Source organism: Lonepinella sp. MS14434 (assembly GCF_042468235.1).
Classification (GTDB): domain Bacteria; phylum Pseudomonadota; class Gammaproteobacteria; order Enterobacterales; family Pasteurellaceae; genus Lonepinella.
The window spans coordinates 654,585-675,975 of record NZ_CP170386.1; the positions used below are offsets into that span (position 1 = coordinate 654,585).

Annotated in this window: 16 protein-coding genes; 10 read left to right on the plus strand and 6 right to left on the minus strand. The window is 39.2% G+C overall.

Features of this window, described 5'->3' with window-relative positions:
* The first annotated feature begins 15 nt into the window (after positions 1 to 15).
* The 10 genes from O1Q79_RS03305 (at position 16) to O1Q79_RS03350 (ending at position 14,092) form a co-directional block, all read left to right on the plus strand.
* The gene (locus O1Q79_RS03305; RefSeq protein ID WP_386692937.1) at positions 16 to 1,359 is read left to right on the plus strand and encodes a replication-associated recombination protein A; all 1,344 of its coding nucleotides are present in this window, start codon (positions 16 to 18) and stop codon (positions 1,357 to 1,359) included.
* A 67-nt stretch (positions 1,360 to 1,426) separates the two neighbouring features.
* Entirely contained in the window at positions 1,427 to 2,719 is a 1,293-nt protein-coding gene (gene serS / locus O1Q79_RS03310; RefSeq protein ID WP_386692938.1) for a serine--tRNA ligase, read from the plus strand.
* Between the two features lie 72 nt (positions 2,720 to 2,791).
* Positions 2,792 to 4,462, plus strand: coding sequence for an energy-dependent translational throttle protein EttA (ettA, locus tag O1Q79_RS03315; RefSeq protein WP_386692939.1), 1,671 nt, complete (start codon positions 2,792 to 2,794; stop codon positions 4,460 to 4,462).
* Between the two features lie 252 nt (positions 4,463 to 4,714).
* Positions 4,715 to 5,704 (plus strand): peptide-methionine (R)-S-oxide reductase MsrB, encoded by a 990-nt coding sequence (msrB, locus tag O1Q79_RS03320; RefSeq protein ID WP_386693342.1) that lies wholly within the window; start codon positions 4,715 to 4,717, stop codon positions 5,702 to 5,704.
* A gap of 1 nt (position 5,705) precedes the next feature.
* A complete protein-coding gene (locus tag O1Q79_RS03325) occupies positions 5,706 to 6,356 on the plus strand; it encodes a cytochrome c biogenesis CcdA family protein (protein ID WP_386692940.1) in 651 nt (216 codons plus the stop codon).
* 32 nt (positions 6,357 to 6,388) lie between these two features.
* Complete coding sequence (locus O1Q79_RS03330; RefSeq protein WP_386692941.1) at positions 6,389 to 6,862, plus strand: redoxin family protein; 474 nt, start codon at positions 6,389 to 6,391, stop codon at positions 6,860 to 6,862.
* A gap of 336 nt (positions 6,863 to 7,198) precedes the next feature.
* The gene (aceE, locus tag O1Q79_RS03335) at positions 7,199 to 9,856 is read left to right on the plus strand and encodes a pyruvate dehydrogenase (acetyl-transferring), homodimeric type (protein ID WP_386692942.1); all 2,658 of its coding nucleotides are present in this window, start codon (positions 7,199 to 7,201) and stop codon (positions 9,854 to 9,856) included.
* A gap of 134 nt (positions 9,857 to 9,990) precedes the next feature.
* Entirely contained in the window at positions 9,991 to 11,865 is a 1,875-nt protein-coding gene (gene aceF, locus O1Q79_RS03340; protein ID WP_386692943.1) for a pyruvate dehydrogenase complex dihydrolipoyllysine-residue acetyltransferase, read from the plus strand.
* A 56-nt stretch (positions 11,866 to 11,921) separates the two neighbouring features.
* The gene (lpdA, locus tag O1Q79_RS03345) at positions 11,922 to 13,346 is read left to right on the plus strand and encodes a dihydrolipoyl dehydrogenase (protein ID WP_386692944.1); all 1,425 of its coding nucleotides are present in this window, start codon (positions 11,922 to 11,924) and stop codon (positions 13,344 to 13,346) included.
* 209 nt (positions 13,347 to 13,555) lie between these two features.
* Positions 13,556 to 14,092 carry an NlpC/P60 family protein gene (locus O1Q79_RS03350; RefSeq protein ID WP_386692945.1) on the plus strand — a complete coding sequence of 179 codons (537 nt, stop codon included), beginning with the start codon at positions 13,556 to 13,558 and terminating at the stop codon, positions 14,090 to 14,092.
* A 47-nt stretch (positions 14,093 to 14,139) separates the two neighbouring features.
* Here O1Q79_RS03350 and hemH read toward each other — a convergent pair whose 3' ends face one another.
* The 6 genes from hemH to fdhE all read right to left on the minus strand — a co-directional run bounded on the left by hemH (position 14,140) and on the right by fdhE (position 21,363).
* On the minus strand, positions 14,140 to 15,105 hold the full coding sequence (gene hemH / locus O1Q79_RS03355) for a ferrochelatase (RefSeq protein ID WP_386692947.1): 966 nt from the start codon (positions 15,103 to 15,105) through the stop codon (positions 14,140 to 14,142).
* Positions 15,098 to 15,523: a hotdog fold thioesterase gene (locus tag O1Q79_RS03360; protein ID WP_386692948.1), complete on the minus strand. Its 426-nt coding sequence runs from the start codon at positions 15,521 to 15,523 to the stop codon at positions 15,098 to 15,100. The genes hemH and O1Q79_RS03360 overlap by 8 nt, the downstream gene beginning before the upstream one ends.
* 8 nt (positions 15,524 to 15,531) lie before the next feature.
* Entirely contained in the window at positions 15,532 to 18,633 is a 3,102-nt protein-coding gene (locus O1Q79_RS03365; protein ID WP_386692949.1) for an FAD-binding and (Fe-S)-binding domain-containing protein, read from the minus strand.
* Positions 18,634 to 18,764: 131 nt separating this feature from the next.
* Positions 18,765 to 19,580 carry a 5'-nucleotidase, lipoprotein e(P4) family gene (locus O1Q79_RS03370; RefSeq protein ID WP_386692950.1) on the minus strand — a complete coding sequence of 272 codons (816 nt, stop codon included), beginning with the start codon at positions 19,578 to 19,580 and terminating at the stop codon, positions 18,765 to 18,767.
* A 39-nt stretch (positions 19,581 to 19,619) separates the two neighbouring features.
* Positions 19,620 to 20,435, minus strand: coding sequence for a pyridoxal phosphatase (locus tag O1Q79_RS03375; protein WP_386692951.1), 816 nt, complete (start codon positions 20,433 to 20,435; stop codon positions 19,620 to 19,622).
* A 28-nt stretch (positions 20,436 to 20,463) separates the two neighbouring features.
* On the minus strand, positions 20,464 to 21,363 hold the full coding sequence (gene fdhE, locus O1Q79_RS03380; protein WP_386692952.1) for a formate dehydrogenase accessory protein FdhE: 900 nt from the start codon (positions 21,361 to 21,363) through the stop codon (positions 20,464 to 20,466).
* Between the last annotated feature and the right edge of the window lie 28 nt (positions 21,364 to 21,391).

Consider the following 21,391-nt stretch of genomic DNA (forward strand, 5'->3'; position numbering starts at 1 on the left):
TCTAAAGGATAATTTATGTCCAACCTTAACCTAAATTTCACTGATACTGACTTCCGCCCACTTGCCGCTCGTATGCGACCACGCACTTTAGATGAATATTGCGGACAATCACATTTGATCGAGCAAGGCAAGCCACTGCGTAAAGCCATTGAAGCGGGGCATGCTCATTCCATGATTTTATGGGGACCTCCAGGGACGGGTAAAACTACGTTAGCGGAAATTATTGCTCATCGTATTAATGCCGAAGTAGAACGCCTTTCAGCTGTTACCAGTGGTGTGAAAGAAATTCGAGAAGCTATTGAACGTGCTAAACAGAATCAACTCAATGATCGCCGTACCATTTTATTTGTCGATGAGGTGCATCGCTTTAATAAAAGTCAGCAAGATGCTTTTCTGCCACATATTGAAAATGGCACGATTATTTTTATCGGAGCAACTACTGAAAATCCGTCTTTTGAATTGAATAGTGCCTTGCTATCTCGTGCTAGAGTGTATATTTTAAAATCCCTAGATAAGCAAGATATTCAGCAGGTATTACAACAAGCCATTGATGATCCTGAACGAGGATTCGGTAAACTGCGGTTAAAAATCGAAGATAATTTATTGGCATTATTAGCGGAATATGTCAATGGTGATGCTCGTTTAGCGTTGAATTGTCTTGAATTAATGGTGGATATGGCAGATGAAGATCAGAAAAATGGCAAGATTTTACACCGCACTTTATTAACCGAAGTGCTAGGTGAACGGCAAGCTCGCTTTGATAAACAAGGGGATCGATTTTATGATTTGATTTCTGCTTTGCATAAATCAGTACGAGGCTCGGCTCCTGACGCCGCCTTATATTGGTATGCTCGGATTATTACTGCGGGTGGCGATCCCTTATATGTAGCTCGTCGCTTATTAGCCATTGCGTCAGAGGATATTGGCAATGCAGATCCAAGAGCTATGCAAGTGGCATTGGCTGCATGGGATTGTTTTACCAGAGTCGGTGCAGCAGAGGGAGAACGAGCTATTGCTCAAGCTATTGTGTATCTTGCGGTTGCTCCGAAAAGCAATGCAGTGTATTGTGCATTTAATCAAGCTAAAGAATTGGCAAAACAAGCTCCAGATTATGATGTACCAATTCATTTACGCAATGCTCCAACGAATTTAATGAAAGAAATGGGGTTAGGTGCAGAATACCGTTATGCCCATGATGAACCAAATGCCTATGCCGCAGGTGAAAATTATTTTCCACAACAATTAAAAGATACCCAATTCTATTTTCCAACTAACCGTGGTATGGAAGTTAAAATAAAAGAAAAATTGGATTGGCTGACCCAACTCAATAAACAAAGCACAAAAGTGCGGTGGAAATAATGGAAATTCCAGCTAAATCGTTATAGAATAAAAACAATTTTTACGGTGTTAATAATAAGGAATAAAAATGATCGATCCGAATTTACTACGCAATGACCTTGCTAAAACTGCTCAATTATTAAAATTAAAACGTAATTTTGATTTAGATGTAGAGAAAGTTAGCGAATTAGAAGAACAACGCAAAGCCTTACAAGTCAAAACTGAAACCTTACAAGCTGAACGTAATACTCGTTCGAAAGCTATTGGTGCTGCTAAAGCTCGTGGCGAAAATATTGAATCCTTACTACAAGATGTGGATAGTATGGGTATTGAGTTAGTGCAAGCGAAAGCATTGTTAGACGATGTATTAGCGGAATTAAATGAAATTGCTTTAACCATCCCAAATTTACCCGCAGATGAAGTACCATTGGGTAAAGATGACAGCGAAAATAAAGAAATCTCTCGCTGGGGGACACCGCGTCAATTTGACTTTGAAATTAAAGATCATGTGACTTTAGGTGAACAGCTTAATGGTGGTTTAGATTTTTCGGCTGGAGTAAAATTAAGTGGTGCAAGATTTGCGGTAATGAAAGGACCAATTGCTAAAATGCACCGTGCGTTAGCTCAATTTATGTTAGATTTACACACCGAACAACATGGCTATACGGAGGCTTATGTGCCTTATTTAGTCAACCACGATACTTTGTATGGTACAGGGCAATTACCAAAATTTGGTGAAGATTTGTTCCATACCAAACCATTAGAGGGTGAAGTCCCTTACGCTTTAATTCCAACTGCAGAAGTGCCAGTCACTAACTTAGTACGTGATGAAATTCTTGACACTGAACAATTACCGTTAAAAATGACCGCACACACGCCTTGTTTCCGTTCCGAAGCGGGATCTTATGGTCGTGATACACGTGGTTTAATTCGTATGCACCAATTTGACAAAGTAGAATTAGTCCAAATTGTTGAGCCCGAAACCTCCATGCAAGCCTTAGAAGAATTAACAGGTCATGCGGAAAAAGTATTGCAATTATTGAATTTGCCATATCGTAAAGTGTTGCTTTGTACCGGTGATATGGGATTCGGTTCGTGCAAAACCTATGATTTGGAAGTATGGGTACCTGCTCAAAATACCTATCGTGAGATTTCATCTTGTTCTAATATGTGGGATTTCCAAGCTCGCCGTATGCAAGCCCGTTGCCGTGCGAAAAGCGATAAGAAAACTCGCTTAGTACATACTTTAAATGGCTCTGGTTTAGCCGTGGGTCGTACCTTAGTTGCCGTATTAGAAAATTATCAAAATGCTGATGGTTCCATTACCGTGCCAGAAGTATTACGTCCTTATATGGGCGGATTGGAAGTAATTGGAAAATAATCATTCCTTAAATCCAAAAAAGTGCGGTATTTTTCACCGCACTTTCCTTATTTTATAAAGAGAGAATAAAAAATGTCATCACAATTCGTTTTCACTATGCACCGAGTAGGCAAGGTTGTTCCGCCGAAACGTCATATTTTGAAAGATATTTCCTTGAGCTTTTTCCCTGGGGCGAAAATCGGGGTTCTTGGTTTAAACGGTGCAGGTAAATCCACCTTATTACGCATTATGGCTGGCGTAGATAAAGAATTTGAGGGGGAAGCTCGTCCACAACCGGGGATTAAAATCGGTTATCTTCCGCAAGAACCAAAATTAGATCCGCAACAAACTGTGCGTGAAGCCATTGAAGAAGCGGTTTCAGAAGTGAAAAATGCGTTAACTCGTTTAGATGAAGTGTATGCTTTATATGCCGATCCTGATGCGGATTTTGACAAACTTGCTGCGGAACAAGCTAATTTAGAGGCCATTATTCAAGCACATGATGGACATAATTTAGATAACCAGTTAGAGCGTGCCGCCGATGCTTTACGTTTACCAGAATGGGACGCTAAGATTGAACATCTTTCAGGGGGCGAACGCCGTCGTGTGGCATTGTGTCGTTTATTGCTGGAAAAACCCGATATGTTGTTATTAGACGAACCAACCAACCACTTGGATGCAGAATCTGTGGCGTGGTTAGAACGTTTCTTACATGATTACGAGGGAACGGTGGTAGCCATTACCCATGACCGTTATTTCTTAGATAACGTAGCGGGTTGGATCTTAGAGCTTGATCGTGGTGAGGGTATTCCATGGGAGGGTAATTATTCTTCTTGGTTAGAACAAAAAGAAAAACGTTTAGCACAAGAGCAAGCCACGGAGTCCGCTCGTCAAAAATCTATTGAAAAAGAATTAGAATGGGTTCGCCAAAATCCAAAAGGTCGTCAAGCGAAAAGTAAAGCACGTATGGCACGTTTTGAAGAATTAAATTCAGGCGAATATCAAAAACGTAATGAAACCAACGAACTCTTTATTCCACCTGGTCCACGTTTAGGGGATAAAGTGATCGAAGTTGAACATTTAACCAAATCTTACGGCGACCGCACTTTGATTGATGATTTATCGTTCAGCATTCCGAAAGGGGCGATCGTGGGGATTATCGGAGCAAATGGGGCAGGAAAATCAACCTTATTCCGTATGTTGTCAGGCAAAGAACAGCCAGATAGCGGTTCCATTACCTTAGGGGAAACTGTGACCCTAGCGTCTGTGGATCAATTCCGTGATGCGATGGACGACAAAAAAACCGTGTGGGAAGAAGTGTCTAACGGACAGGATATTTTAACTATCGGTAACTTCGAAATTCCAAGCCGTGCTTATGTGGGGCGTTTTAACTTTAAAGGTGTCGATCAGCAAAAACGAGTCGGCGAATTGTCGGGCGGTGAGCGTGGTCGTTTGCATTTAGCTAAACTGCTACAACGTGGTGGCAATGTATTGTTATTGGACGAACCGACCAATGACTTAGACGTAGAAACCTTACGTGCGTTGGAAAATGCCATTCTTGAATTCCCCGGCTGTGCCATGGTGATTTCCCACGACCGCTGGTTCTTAGACCGTATCGCCACCCATATTTTGGATTACGGCGATGAGGGTAAAGTGACGTTCTATGAGGGTAACTTTACCGACTACGAAGAATGGAAAAAGAAAACTTTAGGTGAGGCAGCAACCCAACCACATCGGATTAAGTATAAACGCATGACGAAGTAGTTAAAAATTTATTAGAAAAATACCGCACTTTAATTTAAAGTTAATCAAGTGCGGTATTTTTTTATAAAAATATGAAATATTTTGTAAGGATTTCGTTTTGACTACGACTAATCTATTATGAAAGACATGCTTTCATAATGAAATTAATAAGGAGAGAAAATGAAATACCACAACTTAGCACTATTATTTATTTCAGCAATGGCATTTAGCCAAATGAGTGTCGCAGATACAATGAGTAAACCTGTTACGGAGATGAAGAATATGGAAAAACAAATGCAACAACAAACTCAAGAACAAGATATTCGTGAAATTTATCTGGCTGGTGGTTGTTTCTGGGGCATTGAAGCCTATATGGAAAGAATATACGGAGTAAAAGATGCAACATCGGGTTATGCTAATGGTAAAACCGAAAAAACGAATTATCATCTGATCGGCAATACAGATCATGCGGAAACCGTTCATGTAACCTATGATGCGAATAAGGTGTCGTTAGATAAATTATTGAAATACTATTTCCAAGTAATTGATCCAACTAGCGTGAATAAGCAAGGTAATGACCGTGGTCGTCAATATCGTACGGGTATTTATTATCAAAATGAACAGGATAAAGAAATTGTTTTAAAAGCCATTCAGGCACAACAAGCGAAATATAAAGATAAGATTCAAGTGGAAGTAGAACCTTTGAAACATTATGTGTTAGCGGAAGAATATCATCAGGATTATTTGAAGAAAAATCCTAATGGTTATTGTCATATTGATTTAGAGCAAGCCAACCATATTATTATTGATCCAAAAGATTATCCAAAACCAAGTGATGCAGAATTAAAAGCGAAATTAACCCCGTTACAATATTCCGTTACACAAGGTAAAAACACGGAACGTTCATTTAGTAATGAATACTGGGATAATTTTGAAGCAGGGATTTATGTGGATATTACCACAGGTGAGCCTCTATTTTCTTCTGCGGATAAATTTGAATCTGGCTGTGGTTGGCCTAGCTTTACCAAACCGATTGACAAGGATGTGGTTACTTATGCCGATGACCGAAGCTTTAATATGCTGAGAACCGAAGTGATTAGCCGTAGTGGTAAAGCACATTTGGGACATGTGTTTGATGATGGTCCAAAAGATAAAGGTGGATTACGCTATTGTATTAACAGTGCAGCGATTAAATTTATTCCATTAAATAAAATGGAAGAAGAACATTATGGTTATTTAATCAATTTAGTTAAAGGGAATTAAGATGTTTGACCAAAATTTATTAATTAGTAGTGTTTTTTTGGCGGGTCTGCTTTCTTTTTTATCGCCTTGTATTTTTCCAATTGTACCGATTTATTTTGGTATCTTGAGTAAAGGTGGTAGAAAGATCTTAAATACCTTTTTGTTTGTGTTAGGTTTATCTATCACCTTTGTTGGACTAGGTTTTGGGTTTGGTTTTTTAGGTGATGTGTTATTCAACGATAAAACAAGAATTATCGCAGGGATTATTGTGGTGATTCTTGGCATACATCAGCTAGGTATTTTTAAGATTAAATTCTTAGAACAAACCAAATTGGTGGAAATTAAAACCAGCGGTAAAAGTTCATCTATTGAAGCCTTTGTTTTAGGATTAACCTTTAGCCTTGGTTGGACACCTTGTATCGGACCAGTGTTAGCCTCTATTTTGGCGTTATCCAGTAATGATGGTTCAGCGTTATATGGTGCAGCGATGATGTTTGTTTATGTGTTAGGTTTAGCCACACCGTTTATTGTATTTTCTTTCTTCTCTGATACTTTATTGAAAAAGGCAAAATCTATGAATAAACATTTAAACAAATTTAAAATGGTCGGTGGTATATTAATTATCTTAATGGGTATTCTATTAATTACCAATAATTTACATATTTTTATGTAGTGGCAAAATTTAATATAAGGAGATTTTAAACAATGAAAAAATTATTAGCGTTAGTGTTTATGTTATTTAGTGTTAATTCATTTGCAGCGGGAGAAACGACATTGAAAGATATTCAATTTAAAGATCTGAACAACAATACGGTGACACTTGAGCAATATCAAGGCAAAAAGCTGTATGTCAAAATGTGGGCATCTTGGTGTCCGATTTGTCTAGCAGGTTTGGCTGAAATTGATGAGTTAAGTGCGGATCAAAATAAAGATTTTAATGTTGTCACCATTGTTTCACCAGAACACAAAGGTGAAAAATCCATAGGTGATTTTATTGAATGGTACAAGGGACTAGAATATAAAAATATTGTGGTGTTACTTGATGAAAGTGGTGAAGTGCTTAAACGCACCAAAGTTCGCGGCTATCCGTCAAGTTTAATTGTGGATCAAGAATTAAATTTACAAAAAGTAATTCCAGGGCATTTAGGAACGGCACAAATTAAACAAGCGTTTAATTAGTCATATTACCAAGGATGGTCAAGGGTTAACGGTTAGAGTTAACCCTTTTTATTTTTAACTAAAAGTCATCGGCTATGAAAGTAGATTTTTTATGATAACCGTAGTAAAGTGTAGCCAATAATTTACTTATTTCGTGATATTTTGGAAAAATAATGTTAAAATTTAGTAAAATATCACTATGCTTTATTAAAAAAATCTAATAAAATTTATAAAATTTTTTTAAATGAATGCGCTGTGACTCATCAGCAAATCAACTATGTTAAGATTTAGCTATCAACTCGCCGTTTAGTAATGGACTAAACATAATTTTATTAACATCAAAATAAGGAAAAGACTATGTCAGAAATTGCAAAGAATGACGTAGATCCAATCGAAACACAAGATTGGCTATTGGCTATTGATTCACTTATCCGTGAAGAGGGGACAGAACGTGCCCAGTTTATTGTTGAACAAATAATGAAACACGCACGCAGTCAAGCAGTACCTTTATCTGCCGGTGTAACAACAGCTTACGTAAATACCATTCCAGTATCTGAACAACCTCCTTATCCAGGTAATAAAGACATTGAACGCCGTGTTCGTTCTGCCGTACGATGGAATGCTATTGCAATGGTATTGCGTAGCCAGAAAAAAGATTTGGATTTAGGTGGCCATATTTCTACATTCCAATCGGCTGCATCAATGTATGAAGTTTGTTATAACCATTTTTTTAAAGCTGCCACAGACAAAGATGGTGGTGACTTAATTTTCTCTCAAGGTCATGCTGCACCGGGGATTTATGCTCGAGCCTTTGTTGAAGGTCGTTTAACAGAAGAACAATTAGATAATTTCCGCCAAGAAGCCTTTGTAGATGGTCTTTCATCTTATCCTCATCCTAAATTAATGCCTGATTTTTGGCAATTCTCTACTGTTTCAATGGGGTTAGGTCCGGTCAATGCTATCTATAGTGCACGTTTCTTAAAATATCTACATAATCGTAATCTAAAAGATACGTCTAACCAAAAAGTCTATGCGTTTTTAGGCGATGGTGAAATGGATGAAATTGAGTCTAAAGGGGCAATCACCGTTGCGGCTCGTGAAAAATTGGATAACTTAATTTTTGTGATTAGCTGTAACTTACAACGTTTAGACGGTCCAGTAAATGGTAATGGTAAAATTGTACAGGAATTAGAAGGCTTGTTCAGTGGTGCCGGTTGGGAAGTGATCAAAGTGTTATGGGGCAGTAGCTGGGATAAATTATTCGCTAAAGATACTTCCGGTAAATTAGCACAATTAATGATGGAAGTAGTTGATGGTGACTATTTAACATTCAAATCAAAAAATGGTGCTTATGTTCGTGAACACTTCTTTGGTCGTTATCCTGAAACTGCTGCATTAGTAGCTGACTGGACAGATGATGAAATTTGGGCATTACGTCGTGGTGGTCATGATAGTGAAAAAATGTACGCAGCCTTTGCAAAAGCACAAAAATCAGATAAACCAGTGGTGATTTTATCTCACATGGTAAAAGGCTATAAAATTCCAGAAGCGGAAAGTAAAAATACCGCTCACCAATCTAAAAAAATGTCATTAGATAGCCTTAAAGGTTTCCGTGATCACTTCCATTTACCATTAACTGATGAGCAAGTTGAAAAATTAGAATATATTAAATTTGCCGAAGGTTCTGAAGAATATAACTATCTTCATCATCATCGTAAAGCCTTAAATGGTTACGTACCAGCTCGTCGTCAAAAATTTGATGTCGAATATAAAGTACCTGCGTTATCTGAATTCCAAGCATTGTTAGAAGAACAACCACGTGGTATTTCTACGACTATGGCATTTAGCCGTGTGTTAAACACATTATTGAAAGACAAAAATATCGGTCAAACTATTGTACCGATTATTGCAGATGAAGCACGTACTTTTGGTATGGAAGGTTTATTCCGTCAAATTGGTATTTACAGTCCAGCAGGTCAAAATTATGTGCCATCAGACCGTGAATTAGTGGCTTACTATCGTGAAGCAACAGACGGTCAAGTATTGCAAGAAGGGATTAATGAATTAGGGGCAACAGCCTCTTGGATTGCGGCAGCAACTTCTTATTCTGTGAATAACCGTCCAATGATTCCATTCTTCGTGTATTACTCCATGTTTGGTTTCCAACGTGTGGGCGATATGATGTGGTTAGCGGGTGACCAATTAGCACGTGGTTTTATGATCGGTGGTACATCAGGTCGTACAACCTTAAACGGTGAAGGCTTACAACATGAAGATGGTCATAGTCATATTCAAGCTGGCGTAATTCCAAACTGTGTGACTTATGATCCATCATTTGCCTTTGAAGTCGCCGTGATTATCCAAGACGGTATTAACCGTATGTATGGTGAAAAACAAGAAAACGTGTTCTATTACATCACCACCTTAAATGAAGTAACTGAGCAACCAGCCATGCCAGCCGGTGCAGAAGAAGGTATTCGTAAAGGCTTGTATAAATTTGAAACCGTTCAAGGTAAAGGCAAAGGTCACGTTCAATTATTAAGTTCAGGTGCAATTATGCGTCATGTTCGTACTGCGGCTCAAATCTTAGCCAATGACTACGGCGTGACAGCGGATGTCTTCAGTGCACCATCATTTAATGAATTAGGTCGTGAAGGGGCAGATGCAGTACGTTGGAATTTGTTACACCCAACCGAAACCCCACGAGTTCCTTATGTTGCTCAAGTATTAGCGGATTTACCAACAGTGGCATCTACTGACTATATGAAACTTTACGCTGAGCAAATTCGTGCTTATGTACCAAGCAAACACTATCACGTGTTAGGTACAGACGGTTTTGGTCGTTCAGATGGCCGTGAAAACTTACGTGAACACTTTGAAGTGAATGAGTATTATGTGGTCGTTGCTGCATTAGCTCAATTAGCTAAAGAAGGTACGATTGATGCCAAAGTGGTTGAACAAGCCATTGAAAAGTACGGTTTAAAAACTGAACGAGTCAATCCGTTATACGCTTAGTAAAATCATTTAAATTAACGTTGGAGAAAATCTTTTCTCCGCGTTATATGATTAATTACAATGGTTTTAAAGTGCGGTGAAAATATCGTAATTTTTTGAAATTTTAACCGCAAGCACAGAAAAGGAAGATAAAAATGTCAAAACAAATTCAAGTGCCGGATATCGGTAGTGATGAAGTGACTGTAACTGAAGTTATGGTAAATGTGGGTGATACCATTGCGGTGGATCAATCTATTATCAATGTGGAAGGTGACAAGGCTTCTATGGAAGTACCAGCATCAGAAGCGGGCGTTGTTAAAGCGATTTTAGTGAAAGTCGGTGACAAAGTTTCGACTGGTACGCCAATGTTAGAATTAGAAGCCGTTAGTTCTGTTCCTGCAGCGGAAGCACCAAAAGCAGAAGCCGCACCAGCTCCAGCATCAGTATCGGCGGTCGTTGAAGTCAACGTGCCAGATATTGGTACTGATGAAGTCAATGTAACCGAAATTATGGTCAAAGTCGGTGACAAAGTAGAAGTTGACCAATCTATTATTAACGTTGAAGGTGACAAAGCTTCTATGGAAGTGCCAGCACCGATAGCTGGTGTAGTCAAAGAAATCCTAATCAATGTTGGCGATAAAGTGGCTACAGGTAAATTGATTATGAAATTTGAAACTGGTTCAGCACCGGATGCCTCAGCACCTGCTGAACAATCTCCAGTGGCTGCACCAACACAATCTGCCGTGAAAGATGTTAATGTACCAGACATTGGTTCTGATGAAGTTAACGTGACTGAAATTATGGTAAAAGTTGGCGACAGCATCAGCGAAGAACAATCTTTAATTACCGTTGAAGGCGACAAAGCATCAATGGAAGTGCCGGCACTGTTTGCTGGTGTGGTGAAAGAAATTTTAGTGAAATCAGGGGATAAAGTTTCTACTGGTTCATTAATTATGAAATTTGAAGTCACAGGTGCTGCACCAGCTCCGGTAGCACAAGCATCTGCTCCAGCAGCTGCACCATCCGCTCCGCAAGCCTCAGCTCCAGCACAAGCTACAGCACCGGTTAGCCAAGAAAATGTGACGGCAAGTACTACCTTTGCTCATGCTACTCCAGTGGTTCGCCGTTTAGCACGTGAGTTTGGTGTTAACTTAGATAAAGTAAAAGGAACAGGTCGTAAAGGTCGCATCTTAAAAGAAGACGTTCAAGCCTATGTGAAAGCGGCGATTGCAGCACTTGAAAGTGGTGCCGCAACAGCAGGTTCTGGAGCCGCTAATGGTGCTGGTTTAGGCTTGTTACCATGGCCGAAAGTTGACTTCAGCAAATTTGGTGAAGTGGAAGAAGTTGAGTTAACACGTATCAACAAAATTTCTGGTGCTAACTTACATCGTAACTGGGTAATGATTCCACATGTGACTCACTTTGATCGTGCTGACATCACAGATTTGGAAGCATTCCGCAAAGAGCAAAATAAATTAGCCGAAAAACAAAAATTAGATGTGAAAATCACCCCTGTAGTATTCATTATGAAAGCGGCGGCGAAAGCCTTGGAAGCCTATCCACGTTTCAACAGTTCTATTTCAGAAGACGGTCAACGTTTAACCTTGAAAAAATACATCAATATTGGTGTGGCTGTGGATACGCCAAATGGCTTAGTGGTGCCAGTGTTCAAAGATGTGAACAAAAAAGGTATTATTGAGCTTTCACGTGAGTTGATGGAAGTATCGAAAAAAGCTCGTGCAGGTAAATTAACCGCTTCTGATATGCAAGGTGGTTGTTTTACGATTTCAAGCATCGGTGGTTTGGGCACCACCCACTTCGCACCGATCGTCAATGCACCTGAAGTAGCGATTTTAGGGGTATCTAAATCTGAAATGGCACCGGTGTGGAATGGTAAAGAATTTGCCCCACGCTTGATGTTACCTTTATCCTTATCTTTCGATCACCGTGTGATTGATGGTGCCGATGGAGCGAGATTTATCAGCTTTATTGGTAGCGTATTAGCAGACTTACGCCGTTTGGCAATGTAATTAACGGTATAGAAAAGTGCGGTATTTTTCACCGCACTTTTATACAAGGAGAACACATGAGTAAAGAAATTAAAACACAAGTTGTCGTTTTAGGTGCGGGTCCAGCTGGTTATTCTGCGGCTTTCCGTTGTGCTGACTTAGGTTTAGAAACAGTCTTAGTTGAACGTTATTCAACGCTCGGTGGGGTATGTTTAAACGTAGGTTGTATTCCATCTAAGGCGTTACTACATGTCGCTAAGGTCATTGAAGATGCCAAACATGTTGAACATCATGGTATTTCTTTTAGCGAACCGACCATTGATCTGGACCAAGTCCGAGCCGGTAAAGACGGTGTCATTAGTCGTTTAACCGGTGGTTTGGCTGGCATGGCCAAAATGCGTAAAGTGATCGTAGTTGAAGGCTTGGCTAAATTCACTGATGCAAACACGTTAGTTGCCAAAGATCGCGAAGGCAATCCAACCACTATTAAATTTGATAATGCCATTATTGCGGCGGGTTCTCGCCCAATTCAGTTACCGTTCATTCCACATGAAGATCCACGTGTTTGGGATTCAACCGATGCTCTCGCATTACGTGAAGTACCAAAACGCTTATTAGTTATGGGCGGTGGTATTATCGGTTTAGAAATGGGTACTGTTTACAGTGCGTTAGGTTCACAAATTGATGTAGTAGAAATGTTCGATCAAGTGATTCCAGCAGCCGACAAAGATATTGTTAAAATTTATACCAAACAAATCGAGAAAAAATTCACCCTATTACTGGAAACTAAAGTCACTGCGGTAGAAGCCAAAGATGATGGTATTCATGTTTCTATGGAAGGTAAATCAGGTAGTGAAACTCGTGTTTATGATGCGGTATTAGTCGCAATTGGTCGTACACCAAATGGCAAATTGATTGATGCTCATTTAGCCGGGGTTGAAGTGGATGAACGTGGTTTCATTCGTACCGACAAACAAATGCGTACTAATGTGCCACATATTTATGCTATCGGTGATATTGTAGGTCAACCGATGTTGGCACACAAAGGGGTACATGAAGGTCATGTAGCGGCAGAAGTGATTGCAGGCAAAAAACATTATTTTGATCCGAAAGTGATTCCATCGATTGCTTATACTGAGCCAGAAGTCGCTTGGGTGGGTAAAACCGAAAAAGAATGTAAAGCTGAAAACCTTAAATACGAAGTCGCCAACTTCCCTTGGGCAGCATCAGGTCGTGCCATTGCATCTGACTGTGCAGAAGGGATGACGAAACTTATTTTCGATAAAGAAACTCACCGTATTTTAGGTGGTGCGATTGTCGGTACAAATGCCGGTGAATTATTAGGTGAAATCGGCTTAGCCATTGAAATGGGTTGTGATGCAGAAGATATTGCCTTAACCATTCATGCTCACCCAACTTTACATGAGTCTGTCGGGTTAGCGGCAGAAGTATTTGAAGGGTCAATTACCGATTTGCCAAATGCCAAAGCGAAGAAAAAATGATTTTTTTCCACCGTAAAAATAATAAGAATATGCACCGCACTTTTAAAGTGCGGTGATTTTTTTTAGATTTTTCTTTTTTATTTAATGAATAAATTGCATAAAAAAGAGAGAACCAAGCTAAAATTTGCATAAATATTGAATAAGGACTGGAAATCATCTTTGTAATAGGTTAGTATCAAGACGTTTTTGATTTTAAATTAATGATAATAATGTTAAAAAAGATTTTAATTATAGCAAGTATTGCCGTTCTCGCAGCTTGCTCAAATACATCAAGGCAACAAGCTGGCGTAGTTAGTCAACAAAATAACGTACAACTGACAACCTCGATGAATGGCTTGAAAACGAACAAACCAAGTCTCAGCATGTCGCAAAGTTCGTCTCATGCTTCGGGTCTAAATAAAGATTTAGCGCTGGTTTATAATCAATGGGCCGGAACACGTTATCGCATGGGAGGAACAAGCTCTCGAGGGATTGATTGTTCAGCCTTTATGCAAGAAACCTTTGCTACCGCTTTTGGTATGAGTTTGCCGCGTTCAACATCGGAACAGCAACGTTTAGGTCAACGTATTCAGAAAAGTGAATTGAAGCAAGGTGATCTAGTGTTTTTCCGTAAAAACCGTCATGTGGGTGTTTATATGGGGAATGGGCAATTTATGCATTCTAGCTCCAGTCAAGGGGTGACAATTAGTTCGTTAAGTGAAGCCTACTGGGCGAGAACTTATACACAATCTCGCCGAGTGTTGTAGAAGAGCAGTTATAATTTCTGACTTATTATAACTGATCTTAAATTAAACTAATGTGCTTTGTCTATAACTAACTTCGCCATCATTTCAATATGTTCCTGAGTAGCATTTAACGCAGGAATATACTGATAACTTTTTCCGCCATTTTGCAAGAAATATGCCCGATTTTCTTCATCAATTTCTTCTAAGGTTTCCAAACAATCAGTAGAAAATCCCGGACAAATGACCGCTAATTTTTCAATCCCCTTTTTTGCCGCTCTTTGCATAAATTTATCGGTATAGGGTTGTAACCATTCTTTTTTGCCAAAACGTGATTGGAAGGTCATTGTCCATTGCGTTTCCATCAACCCTAATTTATCCACGACTGCGAGTGTGGTTTGACGGCAATGCTCACGATAATAATCACCTAAATTTTCATAACGTACAGGGATGCCGTGATAGGAAAACAATAAAAATTCATCATCTTTCATTTTAGTTTTAATAGAATTAACCAACGCATTAATATATAGCTGATCTAAATGATAGGAGTGAATAAATTCAAACGGTACGATATTTCGCTGTTTCTTTAACGCATTGGCAAAGGCATCGAATACGGGAGCTGTGGTGGTGCTACTATATTGTGGATAAAGGGGGAGTACAATGATTTTTTCTACTTGTAGATCTGTTAATTTTTGCACTGCTGTCTGTATACTCGGATTGCCATAGGTCATTCCTAGTTCAACCACCACATTTTGATTTTGATGATTAAAATAATTTTGTAATGCCTGTTGTTGCTGTTTACTGATTGCTAGTAAGGGCGAACCTTGTTCTGTCCAAATCGATTGATAGGTTTTAGCAATATGTTTTGAACGTTTAGGTAAAATAATAAAATCCAATAACGGCAACCAACGCCATTTCGGCAAATCCACTACTCTAGGATCGCTTAAAAATTGATGTAAATAGGGTTTAATTGCCTGTGGTGTTGGGGCATCTGGTGTACCTAAATTAGCTAAAATAACCCCTATTTTTTTATTCATTGTTAATCACCGAAAGGGTTAAGCGAGAGACACAGCAAAGTTTATGTTCTTCATTACGAATATCAATTTGCCAAATATGCAAGGTACGACCAATTTTCACTGCTGTTGCTCGAGCGGTCACGGTTTCACCTTTATAGACTGGGCGTAAATGGCTCGCATTAATTTCAGCCCCTACTACCGCTTGAGTTTCCTCGGTGCAACAATGTCCTGCGGCTGATCCCACGGTTTCTGCAAGGGCAGCAGAAATGCCACCATGTAAAATACCGACTGGCTGCATGGTTTTTTCATTGACAGGCATGGTGGCTTCTAACCAATCATCGCCTTTCGCACTAAATTCAATGCCAAGATGATGTACCGCACAATCATGGCAAGCCTGATTGAGATCATCAAGCGTAAATTCACGTTTCCAAATGTTCATTAAGTTTCCTATTTAAATAATGTTAATAATGCTTGAACGGGGTGTTTAGGTTTAAATTTCTCAAAACGCTTCACTTGACTACGGCAAGAATAGCCCGTGGCTAAACAACGTTCAGGATTTTTACCTTGTAATTTTTCTCCCCAAGAAACAGCATAAATATCTTTTGACATGGTTTGATTTTTTACATCATGCCCAAATACCCCCGCCATACCACAGCAACCGACATTTTGTACTTGTAGGGTTTCGCCAAAGGTCGCAAAAATCTGTTGCCATTGTTTAGGGCTGGTTGGCATAAAGGTGGTTTCGGTGCAATGTGGAAATAATTGCCAGTTTTGTTGTTCTGTTTTTTGTTGGTTTAAAGTCTGGCTAGAATGTTGTAAATTTTTCACCGCACTTTGAATATTTTCTGAGTTTAATTGTGAGATTAGCCATTCGTGAGCGGTAAGTACATGAAAATCGCCCCTTTCTTTGCCTAATACTTCTTTATATTCATCACGATAAGACAGCACAATAGCAGGATCCACGCCGACCAATGGCACGCCTAATTTTGCCATTCGGTTTAACATTTCCGCTTGATTTTTCGCCGTGCGAGCAAATTGCCCTAAAAAGCCTTTTATATGTTGAGCCTTGCCATTCGGTTTAAACGGCAATAACACCGCTTGGTAGCCAAGTTTTTGGCAAAGTGCGACAAAATCACGAACCACTTTGGCATCATAGTAGGACGTATAAGGATCTTGTACAATTAACACCAGATTGGCTTTATCTACTTCCGATAGACTTTCAAGCTGTTCGAGTGACTGTCCTTGATAACCGATTTCGACTAATTGCTGCTGTAAATTTGGTTGCGAGAGCAACGGTAAATCGGTCATTCCTAAGGTTTTTTCCACCATCGTTTGTACAGGTTTTAACTTAGTGAAAAAATTAAAAAACCGTGGTACTTTTGCCATATACGGAGCAACTACTTCTAAATTTGCTACCACATAATCTTTCGGTGGACGCAAATAGCGTTGATGATAAAAATAGAAAAATTTAGCTCGGAAACTTGGCACGTCAATTTTAATTGGGCATTGGCTGGCACAGGCTTTACAAGCTAAACAGCTATCCATCGCAAATTTTACTTCATGGGAAAAATCGTATTCCTGCTTTTGCTTGAACGTATGGCGAATTTTTTGCACAAATTCAGATAGTTTGATATGTGATTTTTTAAAATCTAATTGTTCAGCTTGCACCTGCTCATTTGCCATTAAACGTAGCCATTCACGCACCATAGCGGCACGCCCTTTCGGTGAGAATATACGATTTTTGCTGACTTTCATGGACGGACACATAATGCTATGCACATCAAAATTAAAGCATAAACCATTACCATTGCAATTCATGGCACCTGAAAATTCTTCTCGCATTTTAATCGGAATTTGACGATCCTGATCGGCTCGCATTGGTGACAACAAACCATACAGTTCATCTTGTGAATGTAATGGAGTGCAGATTTTCCCTGGGTTTAGGCGGTTTTTAGGGTCGAATAAAAATTTCACATAACGCAGTTCTTGCCATAATTCAGGCGTGAAAAATTTTTCACCATAATAAGAACGAATGCCCTTACCGTGTTCACCCCAAATTAAACCACCGTATTTTCGTGTCATTTCCGCCACTTGGTCGGAAATTTTCTTGAATAATTTGACTTGTGCTTTATCGGTTAAATCCAATGCGGGACGAACGTGTAGCACCCCAGCATCAACGTGTCCAAACATACCATATTGCAAATTGTGGCTGTCGAGTAAGGCACGAAATTCCAAAATATAATCGGCTAAATTTTCAGGCGGAACACAAGTATCTTCTACAAAAGGAATCGGTTTTGCCCAACCTTTGGCATTACCTAATAAACCGACCGCTTTTTTCCGCATGGCATAAATGCGTTCAATAGAAGCCAAATCGTTGGTCACTTGATAACCGATAATATCGTCTTCCTGATGGGCAATTTTATTATCTAATTGGCTGCAAAGTGCGGTGACAAATTGCTGAATTTTGCTTTGATTATTGCCTGCATATTCCACGATATTCAAGCCTAAAATCGGATTGTCGTCTTCTTCGGTGAGCAAATCTTTGACCGAATGCCACACAATATCTTCTTTTGCTAAACCCAATACCTTGCTGTCCACGGTTTCCACTGACAACGCATTGGCTTTCACCATAAAGGGGGCATTACGCAAGGCGGAATTAAAGGAACGGTATTTCACATTAATCAGTGTGCGATATTGTGGAATTGGGGTTAAATCTAAGACAGCTTCACAAATAAACGCCAGTGATCCTTCCGAGCCTGTTAAAATGCGGGTGAGATTAAATTCGCTTTCATCTTGATTAAATACATTTTTGAGATCGTAACCCGTGAGAAAACGGTTAAGTTGGGGTAAATCCTGCATAATGGTTTGGCGTTTTGCTTGGCAACGGCTAAAAATTTCCTGATGTAATTGACGACCGAGTACGGACAGATTGTCAGGTAAATTTGCCAAAAATCCATCGGTTTTCACCGCACTTGTGTCTAAAATTTCACCATTTATCAACACTGCACGCAAGCCCAAAACGTGATCTGAGGTTTTGCCATATTGCAACGATCCTTGCCCCGAGGCATCAGTGTTAATCATACCGCCTAGCGTAGCACGGTTACTGGTAGAGAGTTCAGGGGCAAAAAATAAACCGTAAGGTTTAAGATATTGATTCAGCTGATCTTTCACTACACCTGCTTGCACACGCACCCAGCGTTGTTCTACGTTGAGTTCTAAAATACCTGTCATGTGACGGGAAAGATCGACAATGATATTGTTATTGAGCGATTGCCCATTCGTCCCCGTACCACCACCGCGAGGCGTGAACGTGAGTGCTTGGTATTTTTCTTGTTGGGCTAATTTAGTTAAACGCACCACATCTGCAACGGATTTGGGGAATAAAATAGCTTGCGGTAACAGTTGATAAACACTGTTATCGGTTGCAAGACTCAAACGATCCGCATAGTTAGAAGCTATATCGCCTGTAAAAGATTGAGCTTGTAAATCCTTTAAATAGTCAACCACAATAGGATTGAGTTGAGGAATATCTTTCAAACGGGGTAGCATAAAATCACTCGAGTAAATAAAAAGTAAACAAATGGGATTTTAGCATATTAGGCAGAATAGAAAAGTACAAGTTTTACAATAATGGCACAAGTTCTTAGCCTTATGCCATTATTGGGGTGTTATTATAGTAATTACTGACCATTCCAGGCTTTGATTGCATTGTGACGGATATCTATACGGCTTTTAGCATCACCTTTGTAGTAATTTTTATCCATACCACCTTCCCAGTCACCATAATTTGGATTAGGTAATACAATGAATTTTTTGCCAAATTTTTCTTTGTTTTGTTGTACAAAAGCACGACGTTCCTCATTAGATTTATGGTAAGGTTCATCACCGAAATCATTCAAGTTATCACCGATATAAAGCACAATTTCATAACCTTGTTGCTCAATTTCAGCAAAACGAATAGATTTATTTGATTTATCTTTTTTAAGTAATAAAGTCTGTTCATTTACACCAGTAAAACCGAGTTTATTCATGTCATCAATGGTTCCCGCTTTTTCATTGCTATCTTTGCGGTTAGAGACATAAAACATCGTGCCTTTATGACTATTTACATAGTTATTAAACTCTACCGCACCAGCAATAGCTTGAGTTTGGCGAGCATTGACCCAACGGGTCCAACTTTCGCTGTCAAAGGCTTTATGATTTTTGATCTGCCAACCTGCATAAGCACTGTTATCTACCATTGTTTCATCTAAATCTACCACAACCGCTTTTTTCTTGCCTTTGGTAACTTTAGCATTGTCAAACGCGACTTTAGCAAGATTAAAGGCTTGGTGAGCAAGGGCTTGGTATTCTCCAGATTGTTGTATCCAGTTAATGCCTAAGGTAGCCTGTTCTTGTAAAATCATTTCATCATGTTGTGGATTATTATGTTGTACACAACCTGATAGAATTGCTATTGATGTGAATGCAATAGCGGTTAGCCTTAATGCTTTCATATTATTCTCCTTGTTTTAGTTAATAAAATCTTTTAATAATTAAAGTAAATGTGCTAATACTTCTGCAATTCCGTCAGCATTATTATCGGTAGTAACAAATTTTGCTTGATCTTTAACTTCTTGTTCTGCATTTCCCATTGCTACGCCATAACCTACTGCGGTCAGCATGCTGGTATCATTATGATTGTCACCAAATGCGATAACATCCTGTGGATCAACTTGCCATTGTTTGAGTAAATCTAACAGTTTTCCACCTTTACTGTTACCATTATTGGCAATATCTACACGATCAATCCAAGACCATTCGCAGCTAAATTCAGAAACGGGCAGATTTTCCACCGCACTTTCCATATCTTGGCGATTCTGTGAGCTGATCACAAATTTCCAAATTTGTTCAGTTGGATTATGGAAGATTTCTTCAAAATTACTCACTTGACGTACATCAGGGCGAACATCTGCGGGGCAACTTGCCGCCCATTGGGTGAATTTTGTCATGTGAGCATTGAGTTTCTGATAGTTCATTGTGTTACGGCTATACATCAATAAATCTAACTGATATTGCTCGGCAATTTTTAATACGGTATCACATTGACTGGCTGAAAGTGGATTAGCTAATTCAACTTCGTCAGTTGCAGGGTGATAGATATAAGTACCGTTACAACAAACAATCGGCGTATCTAATTGTAATTCGTGATAATAGGGTTTTACCGCAGTGTGATGGCGACCTGTTACGATCACGACTTTAATCCCTTTTTGACGAATTTCAGCAATAGCTTTTTTGCTACTTGGTAAAATTTGCCCTTTACTGTTTAACAAGGTACCGTCTAAATCAAATGCAACGACTTTATATGTCATGGTGGGGTTTCCTTAAATGTGATTAAAATTATTCCGTAGGAAAGATAAATGGATTTAACCCACTACGGGCAAAGCCTTTTTCTTCCATTTCAATATCAAGAAAAATACTGGCTAAGTCATCTGCTACGGCTTCCACATAGGGATCTTTTTCTTGATATAAGATTTTTAAATAACTATGACATTCGCCACAGCTTTCCGCACGGACAGCGGATTGTTCGCTGTCGAGTAACCAATACTCCAGTTCTTTTGATTGGTCACAGTTGGTACATTTTGCTCGCACAACATTCCATTCACTTTCACAAAGGGAGCAATGTAAATAACGTAAGCCCTGTTCTGCGCCAAAGTGAATGACACTAGACACTGGAACGGATTGACAAACAGGGCAGTGATGTAACCCTTCACCACTTTCTTGATGAGCAGAGTGAGGAATATATTGGGTTAGTTGCACCCAATATAGTGACAATGCCGCCCAAATAAAGACCGCTTTATCGCTACTGACATGTGCATAATCTTGTGCTAATAATTGATTAGCAAATTGTTCTAATTCACTACTTGATGCTTTTTCTAGGCTATCAATAGTACCGAGCATTTGTTCGTTAGCGATGGATCGGATTTCACAGAGTAGAGTCGCTAAATAATCACGCCATTGTGAACTACGTTGCCAGTTTTTGATGTTTAAAGGTTGAATTTCACTAAAGTCAATTTCAGGTTTAATCAGCGGGTTTTCTTGTAAAATTAATAATTGAGCTTCTGCGATGTTGGCGGCAAATTCAAGATAGTTAGCAAAAGGGTGATCTTTTGCTAAATCACGTAAGCGTTTTGCTCGGCGTTCATAAAGATTTTTGACATTGGTAAATAATAAGGGTGGCTGTTGATAAGAGTTTGCCACTTGCTTAATTTCATTTTCAGGGAGAATTTTTATTGCCATAATATACTCATATAATGAAAAGTGCGGT